Annotated in this window: 19 protein-coding genes and 4 tRNA genes; 9 read left to right on the forward strand and 14 right to left on the reverse strand. The window is 37.9% G+C overall.

Translation table 11 applies throughout. The annotated features are described in order from the left end of the window. Positions 1–858 (forward strand): ISNCY family transposase (locus tag FTV09_RS02105; protein WP_180056571.1); only part of this gene is annotated, 858 nt, incomplete at its 5' end. Between the two features lie 808 nt (positions 859–1,666). Here FTV09_RS02105 and FTV09_RS02110 read toward each other — a convergent pair. The 4 genes from FTV09_RS02110 to FTV09_RS02125 all read right to left on the reverse strand — a co-directional run bounded on the left by FTV09_RS02110 (position 1,667) and on the right by FTV09_RS02125 (position 5,104). Next, positions 1,667–2,080 (reverse strand): heme-binding protein, encoded by a 414-nt coding sequence (locus FTV09_RS02110; RefSeq protein WP_180056573.1) that lies wholly within the window; start codon positions 2,078–2,080, stop codon positions 1,667–1,669. Between the two features lie 85 nt (positions 2,081–2,165). Continuing rightward, positions 2,166–3,464, reverse strand: a complete 1,299-nt coding sequence (gene hemL / locus FTV09_RS02115; protein ID WP_180056575.1) for a glutamate-1-semialdehyde 2,1-aminomutase — start codon at positions 3,462–3,464, stop codon at positions 2,166–2,168. Between the two features lie 56 nt (positions 3,465–3,520). Further along, positions 3,521–4,132, reverse strand: coding sequence for a thiamine phosphate synthase (gene thiE, locus FTV09_RS02120; RefSeq protein ID WP_067762132.1), 612 nt, complete (start codon positions 4,130–4,132; stop codon positions 3,521–3,523). 588 nt (positions 4,133–4,720) lie between these two features. Then, positions 4,721–5,104 (reverse strand): DUF962 domain-containing protein, encoded by a 384-nt coding sequence (locus tag FTV09_RS02125; protein WP_180056578.1) that lies wholly within the window; start codon positions 5,102–5,104, stop codon positions 4,721–4,723. 334 nt (positions 5,105–5,438) lie between these two features. On the opposite strand from FTV09_RS02125, the gene FTV09_RS02130 reads away from it, so the two are divergent. After that, on the forward strand, positions 5,439–6,899 hold the full coding sequence (locus FTV09_RS02130) for an inorganic triphosphatase (protein WP_180056580.1): 1,461 nt from the start codon (positions 5,439–5,441) through the stop codon (positions 6,897–6,899). 185 nt (positions 6,900–7,084) lie between these two features. Further along, positions 7,085–7,516, forward strand: a complete 432-nt coding sequence (locus FTV09_RS02135) for a hypothetical protein (RefSeq protein WP_180056582.1) — start codon at positions 7,085–7,087, stop codon at positions 7,514–7,516. A gap of 138 nt (positions 7,517–7,654) precedes the next feature. Here FTV09_RS02135 and FTV09_RS02140 read toward each other — a convergent pair whose 3' ends face one another. Beyond that, the gene (locus tag FTV09_RS02140; protein WP_067762139.1) at positions 7,655–8,320 is read right to left on the reverse strand and encodes a TetR/AcrR family transcriptional regulator; all 666 of its coding nucleotides are present in this window, start codon (positions 8,318–8,320) and stop codon (positions 7,655–7,657) included. 119 nt (positions 8,321–8,439) lie between these two features. Between FTV09_RS02140 and FTV09_RS02145 the strand changes: the two genes are divergently transcribed. Next, complete coding sequence (locus FTV09_RS02145) at positions 8,440–9,687, forward strand: MFS transporter (protein WP_180056584.1); 1,248 nt, start codon at positions 8,440–8,442, stop codon at positions 9,685–9,687. A 38-nt stretch (positions 9,688–9,725) separates the two neighbouring features. Here FTV09_RS02145 and FTV09_RS02150 read toward each other — a convergent pair whose 3' ends face one another. Further along, positions 9,726–10,358, reverse strand: a complete 633-nt coding sequence (locus FTV09_RS02150) for a hypothetical protein (protein WP_067762144.1) — start codon at positions 10,356–10,358, stop codon at positions 9,726–9,728. 109 nt (positions 10,359–10,467) lie between these two features. Here FTV09_RS02150 and FTV09_RS02155 point away from each other — a divergent pair, with 109 nt between their 5' ends. Further along, positions 10,468–10,863, forward strand: coding sequence for a DUF3144 domain-containing protein (locus FTV09_RS02155; RefSeq protein WP_067762146.1), 396 nt, complete (start codon positions 10,468–10,470; stop codon positions 10,861–10,863). Positions 10,864–11,041: 178 nt separating this feature from the next. Further along, entirely contained in the window at positions 11,042–12,106 is a 1,065-nt protein-coding gene (locus tag FTV09_RS02160) for an amidohydrolase (RefSeq protein WP_067762151.1), read from the forward strand. Between the two features lie 58 nt (positions 12,107–12,164). Here FTV09_RS02160 and FTV09_RS02165 read toward each other — a convergent pair whose 3' ends face one another. Both FTV09_RS02165 and FTV09_RS02170 read right to left on the reverse strand, forming a co-directional pair. Beyond that, a complete protein-coding gene (locus FTV09_RS02165; protein ID WP_218950129.1) occupies positions 12,165–14,930 on the reverse strand; it encodes a pitrilysin family protein in 2,766 nt (921 codons plus the stop codon). Between the two features lie 153 nt (positions 14,931–15,083). Continuing rightward, the gene (locus FTV09_RS02170; protein WP_180056586.1) at positions 15,084–15,905 is read right to left on the reverse strand and encodes a PhzF family phenazine biosynthesis protein; all 822 of its coding nucleotides are present in this window, start codon (positions 15,903–15,905) and stop codon (positions 15,084–15,086) included. A 133-nt stretch (positions 15,906–16,038) separates the two neighbouring features. On the opposite strand from FTV09_RS02170, the gene FTV09_RS02175 reads away from it, so the two are divergent. Both FTV09_RS02175 and gloB read left to right on the forward strand, forming a co-directional pair. Next, positions 16,039–16,623 (forward strand): flavin reductase family protein, encoded by a 585-nt coding sequence (locus tag FTV09_RS02175; RefSeq protein WP_067762157.1) that lies wholly within the window; start codon positions 16,039–16,041, stop codon positions 16,621–16,623. 159 nt (positions 16,624–16,782) lie between these two features. Continuing rightward, the gene (gene gloB, locus FTV09_RS02180) at positions 16,783–17,514 is read left to right on the forward strand and encodes a hydroxyacylglutathione hydrolase (RefSeq protein WP_180056588.1); all 732 of its coding nucleotides are present in this window, start codon (positions 16,783–16,785) and stop codon (positions 17,512–17,514) included. Positions 17,515–17,585: 71 nt separating this feature from the next. On the opposite strand, the gene FTV09_RS02185 is transcribed toward gloB, so the two are convergent. Both FTV09_RS02185 and FTV09_RS02190 read right to left on the reverse strand, forming a co-directional pair. Continuing rightward, positions 17,586–17,858: a hypothetical protein gene (locus FTV09_RS02185; RefSeq protein WP_180056590.1), complete on the reverse strand. Its 273-nt coding sequence runs from the start codon at positions 17,856–17,858 to the stop codon at positions 17,586–17,588. A 93-nt stretch (positions 17,859–17,951) separates the two neighbouring features. Further along, complete coding sequence (locus FTV09_RS02190; protein WP_180056591.1) at positions 17,952–18,416, reverse strand: hypothetical protein; 465 nt, start codon at positions 18,414–18,416, stop codon at positions 17,952–17,954. Between the two features lie 569 nt (positions 18,417–18,985). On the opposite strand from FTV09_RS02190, the gene FTV09_RS02195 reads away from it, so the two are divergent. After that, entirely contained in the window at positions 18,986–19,189 is a 204-nt protein-coding gene (locus FTV09_RS02195) for a hypothetical protein (RefSeq protein WP_067762165.1), read from the forward strand. Positions 19,190–19,519: 330 nt separating this feature from the next. Here FTV09_RS02195 and FTV09_RS02200 read toward each other — a convergent pair. The 4 genes from FTV09_RS02200 to FTV09_RS02215 form a co-directional block, all read right to left on the reverse strand. Then, a tRNA-Leu gene (locus tag FTV09_RS02200) sits at positions 19,520–19,604 on the reverse strand. 72 nt (positions 19,605–19,676) lie between these two features. After that, a tRNA-Leu gene (locus FTV09_RS02205) sits at positions 19,677–19,761 on the reverse strand. 40 nt (positions 19,762–19,801) lie between these two features. Beyond that, positions 19,802–19,875 (reverse strand) — tRNA-Trp (locus FTV09_RS02210). Positions 19,876–19,910: 35 nt separating this feature from the next. Continuing rightward, a tRNA-Leu gene (locus tag FTV09_RS02215) sits at positions 19,911–19,995 on the reverse strand. Positions 19,996–20,060: the final 65 nt, after the last annotated feature.

Below are 20,060 nucleotides of genomic sequence, written 5' to 3' on the forward strand. Positions count from 1 at the left end.
TGTCTGCTAGTCTTTATCGATGATGCCACAGGCAAATTGCAGCATTTACGCTTCTGTGAATCAGAATCAGCCTTTGACTATATGATTTCGACACGCTTGTATGTTGAACAGCATGGTAAGCCTTTAGCGTTTTACAGCGACAAACATTCAGTCTTTAGGGTGAATCAAAGCAGCAAGAAAGACAGCAAGATTACCCAGTTTGGACGCGTACTCAGTACCCTCAATATCGATATCATCTTCGCTAACTCCCCTCAGGCCAAAGGACGGGTGGAACGGGCCAACAGAACCCTTCAGGACCGTCTGATTAAGGAGATGCGCCTGGAAGGTATCAGTTCGATTGCAGATGCGAATAAGTGGTTACCCTGCTTTATTGAGCAGTTCAATCTCAAGTTTGCAAAGATGGCCTTTAATCCTAAGAACTTACACCGCTCTGCCACCGAAACAGCTGAGCAATTAGATGATATTTTTACCTGGCGAGAGCCACGTAGAGTCACCAATAGCCTGACCATTACTTATGATAAATGTGTATATCTCCTGGAGAGTACAGAAGAAAACCAGAGGCTGATTGGTAAATATCTTGAGTTTCTAGAATACCCGGATGGTACTGTAGCCATCATGCATGAAGGCCGGAAGATCAATTACAGCATCTTCGATAAATTAAGTCAGCTCAACCAGCGAGAGATTGTTGAGAATAAACGGTTGGGTGCTGTTCTGAATCATATCCAACAACAGCATGAAGAACTGGAACAACAAAACAAACGCAATCGTTCTCAAAAGATGCCAAGCAGACGTGCACAGAAAACAGCAATTCAACAACGAAATCTGAATCCTGTGCTTGACTTGGAAATGTCCATATAGGACATTTCTATTTGGTTATTAGGTAGGACATTTCTACTTGGGAATAACAGTGAGCCAATTTCCTACGCTTTTTGCTTCGTGTAACAGCACTTATCTTAAGTATTTGCAGATATTAAGTCATTGTTTCTACAAATGAATACTGCTTGAGAGCAGTCATCTAAGCTATCCATTAAAATTTCATTCATTCTTTTTTTATGAAAACTAAGAGTGGCATTACTTCCAAATTCACTTTCTAAATCAGATGATAAAATTATAGTGCACTCATCATCCCTTAGCTAATTCCATAAGTTTTGAACTAATTGAACTAATGCGAATCCGATGTTGATTATCCACGTAATCCTCGATATGAATCTTATTACTGGACGCTTCAAACCCTGTTAGATCTCCGTAAACATCAGCTATGGCTTCGTAATTCACCTGCTCTAACCTATCTTTGTAAAAATTAAAGACAAGGCATCCAAATCCTCATAAAAGCCTTCTAGTATTATAAGTTCTAAAATTGAGGGAAGCTGGACATCATTTCTGGATAGAAAGAATGCATCCATTTGGGAACTTTGAAGTATCACTTATACACCTGGAATATTTTTGCTGTTATTGGAGTTAGATTTTTAGTATTTCTAAAATTAACATAATACACGTCATACGAAATTCTTCAAATTTTCCTATAATTATCAATACCCAATTAAAACTAGTTTCAGAGTACAGCGCTCTGCAACGGCTTTTTTGTGATTATTCACATTCCATACAACTTTGGCATTGAAACTAAGAATGTTCACTATAGCTAAACTTAAAAATCTCTAAGGAATTTTTATACCTGTGTCAAAAACTTATCAATAGCGAATTGTGCAATTTCTGCATCCTGAAAAGCCTTCACACCCGACACACCCATTGCACCCACCAACTGCCCTTCGTACATAATCGGCTCACCGCCTTCTAACATACCAGAGAAGCTATCCATAGTTAAAAAACCCATTTGACCGCCTTTAATAATGTCTTCAAATAGTTTTGATGGCCGACGACTAATCGCAGAGCATTTGGCTTTTTCCAAACACAAATTCGCTGTCATTGGAGAAGCCCCATCCATACGCTTCATTGCCAGTAAACTTCCCGTTTCATCGGTGACTGCAATACTGACATTAAAGTTTTGGCTCAACGCATATTGATAAGCTTGTTCCAACAAAAACTCGGCATCTGCAAGTGTCAAATAATGTTTGGTTTTCATGTTCAAATCCCTATGTTAAATAACTTCTGACAGCAAAAAAGCCCACATGACTGTGGGCTTCATTGTAAAGCAAATCACTTGAAACTTATTTCATTTCTGCAAAAGTTTCTTTCGCCATTTCAATAGTAAATGCAATATCTTCATCACTATGCGCGCTAGAGAAGAAGCCTGCTTCAAATGCTGATGGTGCAAGGTTAACACCACGTTTCAACATGCCATGGAAGAAAGTACGGAAGGCATCTACATCACATTTTAAAATTGAATCAAAACCAGTGATTTCAGTTTGATCTGTGAAATACAAGCCAAACATGCCGCCCACTTGTTGAGTGAAAAATGGAATGCCCGCTTCGTCAGCAGCAGCTTGTAGACCAGCAAGTAATGTTTCAAGTTTTGCAGTTAAAGCATCATAAAAACCTGGTTGGCGTAAATGCTTAAACATTTCAATACCAGCACGCATTGCTAATGGGTTACCTGACAATGTACCCGCTTGGTAGACTTTACCAAGTGGTGCGATGCACTCCATCACTTCACGTTTACCACCAAATGCACCAACTGGTAAACCTGCACCAATGATTTTACCTAAAGTCGTTAAGTCTGGCGTTACGCCATAATGTGCTTGAGCACCACCTAAACCAACACGGAAGCCAGTCATTACTTCATCAATGATGAAAACTGAGCCATGCTCATCACATACATCACGAATCGCTTGAAGGAAGCCATCAATTGGTTTAACCAAATTCATGTTGCCTGCAACAGGCTCAACAATCACACCCGCAATTTCAGAACCGAATTTAGCAAAGCATTCTTTCAACATTGCAATATCATTATACGGAAGCGTTAATGTGTGTTTAGCAAAATCGGCAGGTACGCCCGCTGAAGTAGCTTCGCCTTCACCTTTAGTCAAAAGACCAGAACCTGCTTTCACCAAAAGTGAATCTGAATGACCGTGGTAACAACCTTCAAATTTCACAATTTTATCACGCCCTGTATAACCACGAGCTAGACGGATAGCAGTCATCGTAGCTTCCGTACCTGAGTTGGTCATACGTACCAATTCAATTGACGGCATGATTTCACAAATAATGTCAGCCAAAGTGGTTTCGTGTACAGTTGGCGCGCCAAAACTTAAACCATCTACTGCTGCTTCTTGAACTGCTTTAATAATATCGGGTTGAGCATGGCCTAAAATCATTGGCCCCCAAGAACCGACATAATCGACATAACGCTTGCCATCAACATCATATAGATAAGCACCTTGTGCTTTTTCAATAAATACAGGTGTCCCACCTACCCCATTAAAGGCACGTACAGGAGAGTTGACACCACCTGGTATGTGTTTGCTGGCTTGCTTAAATAATTGCTCTTGCTTTGGAGATAAGCTCATGAATCAACTCAACTAAAAATAAAGAAAATCAAAAAAAATACAGCGAAAAATGTCTATTACTTAAAAAGTGCTGACCATTCATCAAGACGGTCGGGAATCAAATTCATTGGACGTCCTAATATATCACTAATCACCGCACAATAATCCGCGCCTGATTCAATCACAATTTTTGAATTTTCAACGGTTAGACCGCCAATTGCACAGATTGGTACATTTAATTGTTGTTTGGCTTGTTTCAACGTTTCTAAACCAATATTACCTGCTTCAGGTTTGGTATCAGTTGCATAAATTGCACCAAATGCCACATAGTTTGCACCATCAGCAATTGCTTGTTCTGCAAGTTGCAATGAGTTATTACAGCTACGGCCAATTAATACGCCTTCTGGCAAACGTGCCACAGCATCCACAATAGAGCCGTCATCTTGCCCTAAATGCACACCTAAACCATATTTTTCTGCTAAATCTAAATCATCATTAATTACAAAAGGAACAGCATATTCAGCACACATGGCTTTCATGTATTCCACTTCGTAAATCTGATCTTCTTTAGCAACTTTTTTACGGCGATACTGCAAAACTGCAATACCTCCATTTGACATTGCACCTTCTAGCTTAGCTAAAAGTAACTCTAAAGGATCATCATTTGTAATGAGGTATAGACCACGCATTGCTGGCTCACATCTAAAAAGGTTCTAATTAACTCTTATTATAGCCAAAACTAAAGCTGGTTTTGGCGTTGCAACACAATTTAGCAAGGCGTTTGATTATATTGATTTTATAACGTGCAATTTCCGACGAAAAATTGCATGAAAAATTCAAAAATACCCAATTTCAGGGATATCGAAAATGTTACATAAAATATTTAATACAACTACATAAGAACACAAAACTCAGCGCACAAGAACAGAACACTATAATAAAAATAAGGTGGTAATCGAATTAGACTTTTTGATGCTTTGGTAAGAAACGTTTTGGGGAGCGTTCAGAACATCAAAAAGTCTATCTATTTTTTATTCCAATTCTTTGTTTCTAAAAAATTTAAAGTTATTGCATGAATTATTAGACATAAAAAAAGCCTAGAGAAGGTCACTCTAGGCTCGGAAAACTGGTCGTTTATTTCTATTCGTGCGTAATCACAAGTCACAAATAAACTGTATGCCAATTATTAGACTAATCACTCTAACTTTGCAAGTTTTTACCAAGTATTCAGTTTTCATTTGTTACTAATTCGATCAAAACATTGATTTTAGATGCAATTAACTTTCAATCTTATCTTTTTGGCGATCAATCAAACTTAAATTGCCTTTTAACACATCCGCAAACATCCGCCAATCTGAAATAAAACTATAAAGTGGCTGCTTAAAACTTGCAGGCTTATTTTTTTCAAAAATAAAGTGACCTACCCACGCGCAGGCATAGCCTGAAATTAGGCCATATGCAAAATAACGTGGTTTGCGCTTAACAATTGCTTTCGCAAAAAAATATAGACCAATACTGCTTCCAGTCACATGTAAGCGGCGACTCATAATATTGCGATGTTCTGTTAAATAAAATCGGTAGAACGTGTGATAGTCCTGAATAGGAAGTTGAAAATTTGGCTGCTGTTCATTATTGAACTGTGGCTGTACTTGTGCATTCATTACGCTCATCCTGAACTGTTTTAATCAACATAGCTTAATTTTTCAGCATTTAAAAGTAGTGTCGGTTCAGTTATATCGTTCTGAAGTATTGAACGCATATTGAATATTGAAAGCTCATAATCATGATAGCCCCCTTAGGCTTGTCATTGAACTTTTCAGTGCATGGTTATTTTTCAACTCGTCAAGTCTTACATCCTATTGGTTTTTAGTTACAATCGACCCTCTATAAAATTGAACTATATTTGCGCCAGTTTTAGTGATTAACCACTTTTTTAAATAATTTTGCGTCACAACTTCATGTTTACAATGAAGAAGCACATCAGGACAAATAACCATGGTTGAAGTTGAATTAAAATTTCAGATTCCAGAAGCACGTCGAAATGCCTTATTAAAAGCATTAGATCCCAAAAAATCCGAACAGATTCAACTTAAAGCAAAATATTTTGATACGCCTGACCGTAAAATGGCAGAGCAACGTGCAGCTTTACGTCAGCGTTTAGAAGGAACGCGCTGGATACAAACCTTAAAAGCTGCGGGTAAGAGCCACATTGAACGTTTTGAACATAACTTAGATTTAGGTGAATTAGCAGATGCGCCTGACTTAAATCTTGACGTGTATACAACTGAGCCAGAAGCCCAGGCCGTACTCAATAAGGTCTTAGCGGAGCAACAAGATCAACTTAAACTGCAATTCGAAACGGATATTTTACGGACTTATCGCGTTATTCAGTTTGAAGATGCCGAAATTGAAGTCAGTCTTGATGTTGGTTGTATTCGTACTGAAAGTGCCGAGCAAGAAGTATATGAAGTCGAATTTGAACTAAAAAGTGGTTCAATTCATTCGCTACTTGCATTTAGTTTTGAATGGGTCAAAAAATATCAACTTTGGCTCGATGTGCGTAGTAAAGCGGAAATGGGGAATTTACTTGCTTTAGGTCTAAAGGTGAGTCCTGCAACTGAAGCAAAAGAGATTCAACTGAGTAAGAAAGATTCTGCTGCAAAAAATCTGCGTCATCTAATTGCACAGCATATTCAGCACTTACTCCCAAACATTGCTGCTATTTCTGCTGGTGTTGCTCAACCTGAACATATACAGCAAGCACAGCGCGCACTTGATCATCTACAATTGAGTATTTCACTCTTTAAAGACTGGAACAGCGATATTGTTGAAAAATGGGCTATGCAACTTGGTGCGTTTAAACAACAGTTTGAACAGTTGCATCATTTCCAACACATGCAAGATACCTTAGGTGGTTTTTTACAAAATCCAACCACCTCGGAAAATTTGGCAAAAGATATTTTATACGCCAAAGAAAAACTGGGGAATTTGGTTAAATCTACTCAAAACGTTCATCATTATCTAGAATTGCTAATGTTTAGCTTAGCTACGGCTGATACACCACAACAAAATGACTTTAAATGGTTTGCACAAAATACCCTGCAAAATCAGTATAAAGCGCTACAAGAAGCATTGAACGACGCTGATATCAGTCATTTTGAAAGTTTAGATACGCTTTCACAGCGCATTCAAGAGCTTAAATTTAGTTTCCCAATTTTAACTTCAATCTACGACGTAAAAAATTTGCAGAAGTACAGTAAAGCCTTAAATGATGCACAAATTTCAGCGCAGGAATATCAAGTGCTGTCTTCTTCTGCTCAGTACATTCAACAAACAGAGCTAGAAGCAAGTGATTGGTTTGTGCTGGGTTGGTTGACAGCTAAACAAGAGGTGTATGCCGATAAACTTCTTGACGCAACTGAACAGTTTTTAGTGAGCCGAAAATTAATTAAATAATTCAATTGTTCATGGAGGTTGTAAGCAACCTCCACATTTCCTGTATTTAATATTATTGTTCTACCAAACATCAAAAAGTAATCTGTGCTTTACATTGAAATAATTTGTGATGCTCTTTTTTTCTATTTCATTTAAAAGCCGATAAAATAAATCATCTGAAAAGTTAAGTTTAGGGTGGTTTCTTTATGAAAATACTCACGCTTTTAATTCATTCATTCCGAACTTCTCTCACTCTCTTTCTCACTGTTGGTTTAAGTCTTCACCTTATTGGATGCAGCGAACAACACAAAACAATACAAAGTACTGAACTGCGTAGAACCTCATCTGTTCAACTAGAAAATGTCTCAAATTCAAATTTAGATTCAACGCAACACACATTTACAGTGCTGCGAAATGATCCAGCAGATTATGGTGATGAGTCCTATCAGATTAAAACGGATCAAGGAAATCTCAGTATTTACAGTTTAAATATTAATAAACAACAAGCTCAATTACTCGCTAGCGTCAAGTCAGGAGAATGTTTAACTCTCTCAAGCCAAAGTGATGATTTCGCAGCGGTAGAAGGTAATATTAGCGTCATGGAGTTAGCCAATATCAGTATTCATCCATGTAAATAGGCATCATTCATTTATATTGAATTCAAATCCATAACTGATTGCTATAAATAAGCACTATTTATTTAACTATTAAAGCTTTTTGAAAAAATTAATCATTCATTAGCTAGAAAATTATGAGAACGAATATGAGAACTAAACTTAGTTTAAGCATGATTGAAAAATGATCTGATCCCACATGTTCATAGCATTCTTAACAATACTATGTAGATGATCAGCACTCGCGCCATCTATTGCCTGAATGGTCATGCCATATAACAATGTCGTATAAAAATCACAAAGCTGCATCACTTTATCTAAATTGGCTATCTCACCTTGTTCAAATCCAAGATTAAGCCGCTCTAATAATTTATTCCGACTTTGCAAACGAATTTGTTTAAGGTGCTCTTGTAAAAAAGTATTCTGTTGTGAACAGTTCATTGTCGCAACAACCAACATACAGCCCTTTGGCTTATCTTTTTGTACAAGATGCCGAATACTCTCATATAAATACAACTCAACTGCTATTTTCGCAGTTGTAGCTGTTTGCAAAATTTGCTCTGCGGGCATGGCTTCTTGCTGTACATAATGCACAATACATCGATCAAATAACGCTGCTTTATCTCCAAAGGTTGCATATAAACTTGGCGCAGTAATACCCAAAGCTTGAGTTAAGTCACTAATGGATGTGCCTTCATAGCCATGTTGCCAAAACAATAACATCGCTTGTTCTAATGCAACTTGCTCATTAAAGCATTTCGGACGCCCGCGACGTTTAGTATTTTGCTCGTTGCAAACACTTTGATTTTCTTGCTTTGATTTATCCATCATAAGCTATCATTTATATTTTATAACGTTCACTATTAAAATAATTGACGCTCCGTATTTAATCAAATAGTTTAATTTTATAACAATCACTATTTAATTAAATTAATGGGAGTATCAACATGAATACTCAGGTCAAAAAGACACCCAACGCATCTGCAACGCATTCATCTCTAACCAACCCATCGCCAAAGTCAGAAGGTAACTGGTTCGCCATCTTAACGGTTGCTATTACAGCTTTTGCACTTGTAACCAGTGAATTTCTCCCCATTGGTGTATTAAATTCAATTGCGCAAGATTTAGATATCAGCGTTGGTACAGCAGGCCTTGTTATTACCCTTCCTGGCATTATGGGTGCAATCGCCGCACCTGTATTATCTGTTGCCGTTAAACAACTTGATCGTCGAAAGCTACTGATTGCACTCACAGCCATTATGGTGATTTCAAATTTTATTACAGGCATTGCTGACAGTTTTGCTCTGGTGTTATTCAGCCGATTTTTACTTGGTATAGCTATTGGCGGTTTTTGGGCCACTGCAATTGCTTTAAGTGGTCGTGTCGCGCCACCCCATTTAGCTATAGCCAAAGCGACGGCAATCGTCATGGCGGGTGTCACATTGGCAACCATCTTAGGTGTTCCACTTGGGACATGGCTCAGTGAATGGCTCGGTTGGCGAAGTGCTTTTCAATCAATCGCATTGATAGGTGCTGTTATTATTGCGCTAGAATACAAATTTCTTCCACGTTTAGCGCCAACTTCTGCCATCCGCTGGAAAGATTTACCCGCCTTAATCCAAAATCATAAAGCGCGTAAAGGTCTTGTGATTATCTTATTAATTGGTTTCGCACATTTTTCATCTTATAGTTATTTAGCCCCATTCTTTAAAAATCAGGCAGGTTTTGATGGCGCTACTATTGGTAGCCTATTACTGATCTATGGTGTTAGTGGGTTTTTCGGCAACTTATTTGCTGGCTATAGCAGTAATATCAATGTGCGTTATACCCTCGCATTTGTTGCAATCAGTTTTATTATCGTATTTTTTAGCTTCCCACATTTTGCGATTCATTTAAGCGGCGCTTATGTTCTCACAGCATTATGGGGTTTTGCATTTGGTGCGTTTCCAACAACTGCAAATATTTGGATGTTTGTACACGCACCTGAAGCAGTAGAAAAAGGCATACCTTTATTTATCGGCATTTTCCAACTGATGATTGCTTTTGGCTCAGTCTTTGGTGGGTATGTGGTTGATCATTTTAATGCCAATATTTTACTCTATACTGTAGTGATCTTTGTCGGGTTAGCACTTTTGGCTTTATTTACACATAGCCGCGGTTTAAATAATCCTAAACACAACTGCCCTGTTCTTTAGATCAATACACGGTTTCATTTCGTCTTCAATGTATTTTATTAACGATATTTACCAAACACTTTCCACGTATTGTTATCGCCCAATGGATCGCTATAGCTATCGCTGCGGGCTTTTCGTGGCTTATCACGTGCATCAACCAGCACAAAGTCTGACTCCACACTGAGGACAATACCATTCACATAAAATCGGGTACGCGTGTAATCACTTTGCCCATGTTGAAATACATAAGTACGTAAATCAATAAATTCACGATGTGCCACCAGTGCAGCCGTATCATCGCTATCTAACCATTGGCGCATCGCTTGAATTTGTTCGGGCTCATACTGGCCGCATTTTTCAACTAAGCTTGCAATACCGCGAAACGTTTTGGATTCTTTAGCCCGCGTTTTATTAATCCGAATACGATCAACATGAAAATAAAATAAAGGCAAATTGAGGTGACTCGGCAAATGAATCGCATCCAAAACTTCATCTTCCATAAACGGTTGAAATAAGTCTTGTGCTCGTTCAATTAAACCTGTCCACTGCGCATAATATTCTGCAACTTCCGCTTGAGTACCGTAGTAAATTGGTAGGCCTTCTACATTGGCTAAATTTGCCGGTGGCCAAATATTTTGACGTAACAACGCAATATCACTTTTAAGGCTTTGAACTGCAATCGCATTTTGCATGCAAGAATCCATTTTTACACTTAGGCTATTTTTAGATTAAGTCAAAGGTTTAGTTTCTGCAAGGCTTTGCCTATAATACGCTATTAGATTTTTATGCTAGGACTCATTCATGGTTCAAAAGATTGAAGCAACTGATGTTACCGAAGAAGAAGCGTTGAATGCTGCTTTTTTTGAACGTGCTGATGATTTTATTAAACAAGCCAATGAATTTTGTCGTGTTGAAAAAGGTTCACAAGTCAAACCTGCTGAAATGCGTGGTCAAGTGAGTGCCGCAATGTTATTCGGTACTGCTCGTTTTAATACTTGGGTAGCAGCCAACGGTTTCAAAGATGGTAATGAAATGCGTGAAGCCAAAGAGCAAGTCATGTCTTATATACTTCAACAGTTCCAAATGATGCTTGAAGATAATTATGACGAATACTGCGAACAATTTGAAAACTATCTTCGTTTCCGTCACAACGAAGAGTTTCATGCCAACAAACATGATCACGACCACAAGCATTAATAAAAAGCCCTTCGGGGCTTTTTTTTAGCACTATTACATCTATTCAAAGCATTGATTTAAAATAGTCTTATGATAATGTTTTACATCATTTCGTCTAATTTTAGTATGCGACTTCCCTCTTTTAGGCAAAAATACAATAATCTCTGATGATTCATATGGATTTAGATCAAGGAAAGAAATGCAGAAACTCGATTTTCCCATTGTCGATTCACATATCCACCAATGGGACCCTTACAACACACCACATGCCGCAGCCCTCGCTGTCAAACTTCTAGGTAAACATCCTTATCTACTCGACAAAATGGTTCGCTTTGTACAGCCCCAGCATTTACTGGATACTGTAGGCTTAACTACACATGTCACTGCACCCTATTTACCAGAAGACTATAAACAAGATACTGGACACTACTTAGTTGATCAAATTGTACATGTCGAGGCAAATTGGCATGACAATAAAGGCAAAGGTGTAGTTGGAGAAACGCGTTTTATTGAATCTTTAGATTTTAATGAGCGTACAGTGGGCTTAGGTGGAATTGTAGGGACTGCAGACCCTTGTGATAGTAACTTTAAAAAAATCTTAAAAATGCACAAACAGGCTTCACCGCATTTTAGAGGTATCCGACGCATAGCTGCAGTGCACGAAGATCCGAAAATTCATGCCTGGACCAAAGAACCGCATCTTTATACCAATAAAAAATTTATGAAAGGTTTTGAAGCTTTAGCTCAAATGAACCTAAGTTTTGATGCATGGGTATATTCAGACCAAATACGAGATGTGACAGCACTGGCCCGTGCCTTTCCTGAAACGTCAATTGTCCTTGATCACTTTGGTACACCTGTAGGTGCTTTTGGTGCTGTCGGTTCGCACACAGGTTTAACTCAAACTGCACGTGACAATATTATTTTCCGTTGGAAAGATGACATTGCCGAATTAGCGTCTTGTCCGAATGTATATACCAAAATGTCTGGCTTATTCATGCCAGTACTCGGACATCAGTTCCATAAAGAAAATCGTTTGGCATCGAAAGACGAAGTATTTGATTGTGCACTGCCACTTATCACACACGCATTAAAATCCTTTGGGCAATATCGTGTTATGTTCGCATCCAATTTCCCTATGGATAGTGTAAGTACAACGCTCGTTAATATTATTGATGCATTCTCTGATGCTGTGGCGGCCTACAATCCTGAAGCTTTAGCAGATGTGTTTCGACACAATGCGCGCCAGTTCTATCGATTGTAAATATTAAAAGCAAAAAATCCTCCAAAATGGAGGATTTTTTATCGCAATAATTAAATACTTACTTGGCTGCTTTTGCTGCCTGACCATATTGATCTGACATAACCTCAACCAGTTGATTCGGCTGAATATACTTTTTAATAACCGCATCAATATCTGCTTTAGTCAATGTAGCAATCGCTCGGTCACGCTTTTCACGATAATTTAAATCACGGCCTTTCTCCAATTGTGGAATGAGCATACTGTGAATACGACGATCATCTTCAAGTGTAGTTAAGCGTTTTTTCAACATACTGGCTTTAGCTGCTTCTACTTCTTGCTCAGTGACGCCGTTTTTCAGCATACTCTGAAGCACTTTATGCACTGCTTGTGAAACTTGTGCTGACTTTCCGGCAGTGTAGTTCGCACCAATACTTAACACACCCGAATCCACCCAGTCATCAAAATTTACATCGGCACTAAACCCATAAACTAAGGCATTTTTCTCACGCAATTCTTGCGCTAATCGTGATGACAATTGTGAGTCACCAAGAATATGACGAAATACCTGTAATGCAGGCGAATCGGCATGTTCCACCCCAACAGGGAACGTCATAATTGCTTGATAACTACCAAATTCACGTTGCTCAGACAATGCATGGACTTTTTGTGCAGGATAAGCTGTGTATTTCGAATCCAAACGTGCATACGGTTCTTGTGTCGTCCAAGTTGAAAATTCTGTTTTTAGCATTTTTTCAATTTGTTTCGCATCAAAATCACCAGTCACAGCAATTTGCGCATGTTGAGTTTTAAAGAACTGCTGATGTAGTCGCTGTACTTGATCTCGTGTCGCAGCATTTAATTGTTTCTTCGCCAGTTCAGGTTCAAAATGGTAACGAATATCACCTGGTTGGTAGATTTCAACTAAACGAGATAAAGTCATTGCAGACACAGTATCAGGCTCAGTATATGGACGATCTAAACTTGATAGACTCTGAGACTTAATTAAGTCAAATTGTGATTGTTCAAATGAAGGCGCTTTCACAACATCCATAACGTACTTAAAAAATTCCGCAAATTTTTCTTTACGTGCAACCACTTGAATTGTAAAACCATTACCCGTTGCACCCACCGTTGCGCCACCACCTACATCGATAATTTTATCGGTGATTTGCTGTAGACTTTGATCTTTGGATGCTCGGAACATGAGGTAAGCCGTTAAATCTAACAACTCGCCTTTATTCATTAAACTTTGCGCTGTACCAAAATCTAGTGCTACTGTTGCATAGGTTTTATCATCACGGGTTTGCGTTGGAAATAAAGCATATTGGATACCGTTTTTTAATTTTCCTCGCTGAATCTGTTTCTCTTTTTGATTCAGATACTGCTTAGACTCTTGCACATACTGTTTAACTTCAGCCCGATAAACACTTGCATCTTTTAACGGTTCTTCAATTTCAGCTTGTTTATCTAAAGTTTCAGTCGGTTTTGCAGCTGCTTGTTGTTGTGCTTTTTTCTGGTCTTCTGGAGTGGGCAAAATGTTGCCTGTAATACGATACTCCGGCTTTAGAAAATCTTTATAAATTTTATTTACATCAGCAACATTGAGCTTTTGAACTTTATCTAAATCTTTAAAGTATTGTGTCCAATCACCATTATAAGCCACAGTATAATCACTTAATCGTTCACCCAAAGCAGACGCATTATTCTTAATATTATCTGCCATGTTACGAGTCATGCTTTTGACACGATTTAACTCAACATCATCAAATGGTTTAGATTGCTCTACGCCTTGAATGAGTCCATTCGAAACTTTTTTCGCATCATGATTTGGCGCATAAATAGCCCCCATAAAGACTAAATTAAAGTCCTTATCTAACCATGTTGAACTTTGTACTGCTGTCGCTGTACCTGTTTCTACGACACTTTGATAAAGATGACCGCTTGGCTGCAAGGTATACAAAGTTGGTGACACCGCCAATGCAGGCTTAATATTTTCAACTGAGCCATTTAAGTAGATATTAAATTTGGCAAAATCACTGCCTTTATTCACAGTAAATTCGCGTTGTTTAATTTTACTCGCATCCAGTACAGGAACCTTGGGTTGAGCGGGAATATTTCGAGATGCAATTGGACTAAATTGACTATCAATTTGTTTGAGCACTGCAGCTTTATCAAACTTCCCTGAAATCACCATCACCGCATTATTGGGTGCATACCAAGTACGATAAAACTGATTTAATTCTTTCATATTGATGGATTGAAGTTCATTCAAGTCACCAATTGGCAAACGTCCTAAATGCTGATTGCCATAAGCCGCTTTCCACACTTGATCAATCAATACTGAAAATGGCTGATCTAAACGAATCTCGCGCTCACGCTTCACAATATCAATTTCAGTCGGGACAAATTTTTCTTGTAATACCAATTTGTCCATACGTTCTGCTTCTAAATGCAAAACTTGATCTAGCGCATTTTGTTCTGGCCGAACCACATTAGTATATTTGGTTGAATAATAGTTGGTGCTGGCATTGGTCATTAAAGTGAACTGATCGAGTCGACGCTGAAATTCATCACCTTTGACATTTTCAGTGCCCTTAAAAGCTAAATGCTCTAGCAAATGCGCCAAACCACCTTTACCTTGCGGGTCATTCAATGAACCAGTGAAATACACCGTATTCATAAAAACTTTACTTTCTTTATTATTTTGCGCAAGTATCACTCGAAAACCATTATCAAGCTTATATTCTTCAATTGATTGTTCTGATTTAACCAAAACAGGTTGAGCCAAAAGTGTGGTGCTTAAACCTGCAAATAAAAGTGAAAGCGTGAGTTGTTTAATACGCATGTAAATTCTTTATCCTGTTTATCGATGGCATCGAATTTCTTTAGATTCGATCATTTCATGGATGATTCTATTCGTTCATTTTATTGAATGATAGTTACTTTTTATTAAAAAACATGCTGCCTCAAGTGACAGCATGTAATTGATTTAATTTTATTAAATTTCAATTTCAGCTTGCATATATAATCGTGCATATCCTGAAATTTCAATTCGATCATTATCTTGCATCACACAATGTAATTCACCACCACGCGCAGATGCTTGATATGCAAGAATGTTCTTTTTATTCAATTTTTCTGCCCATATCGGCACGATTCCAGTATGAATTGAACCGGTTACTGGGTCTTCATCAATACCATTACCTGGTGCAAAATAACGTGAAATACAGTCATAATTCGTTGCTTGTGCAGTAATGGCGACATCCGTAATACTACCTGGCGCTGTAATCGCCGTTCTTATTTTACCAAGACGTTTTAATACAGCTAAATCAGGTTGTTCATCTAAGACCTGTTGCGCGGTTTCATATTCAACAATATAAGCCTGTGCATTCAGGTACACCTGCTTAAACGGTTGACTCAAGGCTTGAGTCAATTCTTCAGGATATTCAGTCACGATCTGTGCTTTACGCTGAGGGAAATTCATTAAAATCTTGCCATCTTCAGCATGTTTAACTGCAAATATGCCCAGATTTTTAACATGAAATTGTATGGCTTTTAACTGTGTATAAAAGCGGAACAAGACATAACTACTGGCAAGCGTTGCATGACCACAGAAATCTACTTCCGTTGTCGGTGTAAACCAACGAATTTCATAATTTGCTTCATCTAACTTTTTCACAAAAGCTGTTTCAGACAAATTATTTTCTAGCGCAATTTTTTGCATCAAGTTTTCATCTAACCACTCGTCCAACACAATGACTGCAGCAGGATTTCCTTTAAATAATTCTTGCGTGAATGCGTCTACTTGATACATCTTCATGAATAATCTCCTAAATATGTGTTTTATTTTAAAGGCTTTTGAAAACATTACATGCGTTATATGCTATGTACATCTTAATTTTAACGATTCGCCTACATCATCAGTGTCAGGCGAATCAATACAAGGATAAAATTTGAAAGCGCATCTTCGTCCCGTTCCTCTTGAAAAATCTTATCGTTTACTTAACCACGGGCCGACCGTTTTAGTATCAGCGCAAGACCAACAAACAACTGGCGTCATGACTGCGGCTTGGGCATGTGCTTTAGAATTTAGTCCAGCCAAGGTCACTGTAGTACTCGATAAAGCCACAAAAACGCGTGAAATTATCGAACATTCAGGTTATTTCGCCCTACAAGTTCCGACGTTAAAACAACTGAAAATGGTGTACGCCCTCGGCATGATTAGCCAGCGTGATGCTCCCGAAAAATTACGCCAATGTGGTGTTGAATTATTTAAGATGCACGATGCCGATATTCCACTTGTTGAAGGCTGTTCCGCTTGGATTTTGTGCCAATTAATATCTGAACCACATAATCAACAAAATCATGATCTATTTATTGGTAAAGTCATTGCAGCATATGCTGATGAACGTGTTTTTCGAGATGGTCATTGGTACTATCAAGATGTTGCAGATGAGTGGAAAAGCTTGCATCACGTCGCGGGTGGACATTTCTATACGATTGGTCAAGCCATTTCGGTAGATGATCTAGAACAGTAATCCTAATTGATTTGGTCGTAATAAAAAAAGTTTTTAATTCCTTAGCTTTCGTGATGCAGATAAATACGGATTATCTCCTTCACAACCACATGATCAATAAGCCATTACACTGCATTTCATGTTAATTTAAATAAAACAAACCCAATTGTAAGAGTGAAAATGACTTTTAAAATACACACATTAGATGTCAAAAATGCCCTACAAAACTATATATGGCTACTCGAACATATACCGAGCCATGAGGTCATTGCTGTCGACCCGACAGAAGCAGAATTGGTTGAACAATACTGTGCAGAACATGGCTTAACACTTCAACAAATTTGGCTGACACATTGGCATAAAGATCATGTTGGCGGGGTGCCCGCACTAATCCAAGATCGAAATATTCCAATCTATGGGCCACGTGCTGAATTATCCCGTATTCCTTGGATTAATTTTCCTTTAGATCATGATGACATCTTCGAATTTCATGGTCTTAAAGTTGAAGTTACTGCTGTTCCTGGACACACACTCGGCCATATTGTTTATTTTATCGATGACATAAACACCCTATTTTGTGGAGATACGCTCTTTGCTATGGGGTGTGGACGTGTTTTTGAAGGAACATATGAGCAAATGTACGACTCTTTAGCACGTATTGCAGCATTTCCAGCAGAAACAAAAGTTTACTGCACCCACGAATATACACTTTCAAATGCGCAGTTTGCACGGCATGTTGAACCTGACAATATCGCGATTCAGCAACGTTTTGAAGAGGTTGAATCTTTACGGATGATTGGTCAATGCACTTTGCCCAGTAGCATTGCTTTAGAGCTAGAAACCAATCCTTTTTTACGGGCTGAAAGTTTAGAAGATTTTAAACGCTTACGTGATTTAAAAGATAATTTTTGATTTGATCGGCATGAAAACATATAAAAAGAGGCAGCTTATAACTGCCTCTTTTTTATAAAATAGGTAGTTGCTTACAAAATCTGGTTGGTAACTGCAAAAGTATCTAATTCGGTTTGGGTAACAACACGCACTGCTTGCATTTCATCAATACGCACTAAAATCAATCCACCTAAAGCAGGCTGATAGCGACGTGCACTACCAAATGGCGTATATGAAACTTTAGATTGTTCTGAAAAAACAAGCCAATCTTCATGGCCTAACATTACCCCAACGGGTACATTCCCCTGCTGTTGTATACGTTCAATTTCTTCATGCACATATTGCTCAATCGTCTGCATATTCAATCATCATATTTGCTATTCGCACAGTATATAAGTTTTCAAACAGGGATTTACTCGAGTTTTCAACAAATATACCCTCCATTATGAATATTCATTTTATCGATTTTGCTTAAACTGAGCCTGCATATCTTCAAATGCATCATTAAAGCCAATCAGCGAAAGCTCACTATATTGCACAGTATCAGCACCTTTTAATTGATAGCCTATTCTCAACAGATTGCCTTGCTTAAATTGTATCACTAGATCATTTGCATCTCGAAATAGCCCCTCACGCGCACTGACCGCTAAATGATGATCGACCTTTAGAAAACTTAGTGTATTTTTCGCATGACTATGACCAACACTGATATTGAAATCATCATTTAAACGCATCACCGTAATATGATTTTTACGCATCATACAGAAATGCAAATTGTCGTTGGCCTGTATACGACAAGAAATTTTCCAGCTTGCCCTTCCAATTAAAACCCTTTCCTCTTTGTTTTGGATTGCGCTGTGCTCAACTGCATTGACCTGCTGAATAAGTGTCGTCATCCGATCATTTTGGGGTACAGCAGCCAAAGTAACCGTACAAAATAGACTAATAAATTGAAAGCAAAGAAGTATAAATTTATTCACAACTGTTAAAATCAGTATCAAAAGCAATGGCATTATACGCAGTCAAAGCATAATTCAAATACTCATAACTAATTAATTTTTATATAATATTTATTATTTCACACAATTTTAAAAAACTGCTTTTTAGTTCACTTTTCAAATATTACCTTTAGCCAATTTCATTGAATTCAACATGACTTCATCCCGATTTGAAGGATCAAAACACTTTAGATCCAGCATACATTTAATTTGTACTATCGCACTATATCTAGTTTCCATTTATCAAGCATCTGTAGAATCTTTTAAAAAGCTTTGTTTCACTATGAACAATTTATGAAATAATAATATTTACTTACATTAAGATTATTTCATGTATTAACAAAAACTTATGATATAAAAATATTATATTAAAAGTTATTTCTGTTTATTAATCACTCAAAATTGAATATTTTATATAAAACTTAACTTTTCGCCCTTTAAAAAATATTTTGACACCCCTATTTAATAAAGAATGATTGATAAGGAGTTCGCTCGTGAAAAAAGTAGTTAAAGCAAAAAATGTGGTTGCGTTTCGTCTTTGGTTAGAAAAACTTGGTTATTCAGTACGCTCACTCGCGGACAACCGCGGTTTTACCTTCAGCTTTAAAAAAGAATACGGTCTTGTAACTGTGGATTTATCTGGTAATGCTTTAGCTATGCAGCTTGGTGAAGAATTTGAAGATCACTTAAAGGCTTAAGTCCGATCTGATTCTTTTTTTAATTTTTGAAATAAATGAATTAATTCAAAAATTTTTTTGAAATTTAAATCATTAATAGCCCGATTTTTCGGGCTTTTTTTATAGCAGCATTTATGTAATTTTTCACAGTTAAGAATCGTAGTTAAGTGCTTCAACACTTGTGTGACAAAACAACTCTTAATAGAACGCAAGGCATCTTAAATAGTGAGCTGTTTTAGAAGCCTATAGCAATATTTCAGTATATATCAGGCGAATCATATACATTTTGCATTTGAAAAATTTGGACACCCCAAACGCAAAAAAGCAAGGCCAATGCCTTGCTTAATTTAATGGTGGGGACGGAGAGACTCGAACTCTCACACCTCGCGGCGCTGGAACCTAAATCCAGTGCGTCTACCAATTTCGCCACGTCCCCATCAGGGTGCTGAATAAATCAGACTTAAAATATTAGTTTCAAATTCTGTTGTTACACCGCTTAATAAATAAGTGGTGGGGACGGAGAGACTCGAACTCTCACACCTCGCGGCGCTGGAACCTAAATCCAGTGCGTCTACCAATTTCGCCACGTCCCCAACAGGGTTGCTGAATCAATCAGACTTTTAATTTAAAACTTGGCAGAGGATCAAGGACTCGAACCTTGACGAACGGTTTTGGAGACCGTCATGCTACCATTACACCAATCCTCTGTAGCCTAACTATCAAACCGAAGTTTAATATTTAGTGGTGGGGACGGAGAGACTCGAACTCTCACACCTCGCGGCGCTGGAACCTAAATCCAGTGCGTCTACCAATTTCGCCACGTCCCCAATGGCTGTGTATATTATAGAGATCACCTGTACATGACAAGCCTTTTTTATAAAAAAGCCTCTTG

This window comes from Acinetobacter sp. YH12227 (assembly GCF_013417785.1).
GTDB lineage: Bacteria > Pseudomonadota > Gammaproteobacteria > Pseudomonadales > Moraxellaceae > Acinetobacter > Acinetobacter gandensis.

Excerpts from the sequence above, each read along its gene's own strand:
- FTV09_RS02110 (WP_180056573.1), bottom strand. The coding sequence starts at position 2,080 with ATGAAAACCAAACATTATTTGACACTTGCAGATGCCGAGTTTTTGTTG.
- hemL (WP_180056575.1), bottom strand. The coding sequence starts at position 3,464 with ATGAGCTTATCTCCAAAGCAAGAGCAATTATTTAAGCAAGCCAGCAAA.
- thiE (WP_067762132.1), bottom strand. The coding sequence starts at position 4,132 with ATGCGTGGTCTATACCTCATTACAAATGATGATCCTTTAGAGTTACTT.
- FTV09_RS02125 (WP_180056578.1), bottom strand. The coding sequence starts at position 5,104 with ATGAATGCACAAGTACAGCCACAGTTCAATAATGAACAGCAGCCAAAT.
- FTV09_RS02130 (WP_180056580.1), top strand. The coding sequence starts at position 5,439 with ATGGTTGAAGTTGAATTAAAATTTCAGATTCCAGAAGCACGTCGAAAT.
- FTV09_RS02135 (WP_180056582.1), top strand. The coding sequence starts at position 7,085 with ATGAAAATACTCACGCTTTTAATTCATTCATTCCGAACTTCTCTCACT.
- FTV09_RS02140 (WP_067762139.1), bottom strand. The coding sequence starts at position 8,320 with ATGGATAAATCAAAGCAAGAAAATCAAAGTGTTTGCAACGAGCAAAAT.
- FTV09_RS02145 (WP_180056584.1), top strand. The coding sequence starts at position 8,440 with ATGAATACTCAGGTCAAAAAGACACCCAACGCATCTGCAACGCATTCA.
- FTV09_RS02150 (WP_067762144.1), bottom strand. The coding sequence starts at position 10,358 with ATGCAAAATGCGATTGCAGTTCAAAGCCTTAAAAGTGATATTGCGTTG.
- FTV09_RS02155 (WP_067762146.1), top strand. The coding sequence starts at position 10,468 with ATGGTTCAAAAGATTGAAGCAACTGATGTTACCGAAGAAGAAGCGTTG.
- FTV09_RS02160 (WP_067762151.1), top strand. The coding sequence starts at position 11,042 with ATGCAGAAACTCGATTTTCCCATTGTCGATTCACATATCCACCAATGG.
- FTV09_RS02165 (WP_218950129.1), bottom strand. The coding sequence starts at position 14,930 with ATGCGTATTAAACAACTCACGCTTTCACTTTTATTTGCAGGTTTAAGC.
- FTV09_RS02170 (WP_180056586.1), bottom strand. The coding sequence starts at position 15,905 with ATGAAGATGTATCAAGTAGACGCATTCACGCAAGAATTATTTAAAGGA.
- gloB (WP_180056588.1), top strand. The coding sequence starts at position 16,783 with ATGACTTTTAAAATACACACATTAGATGTCAAAAATGCCCTACAAAAC.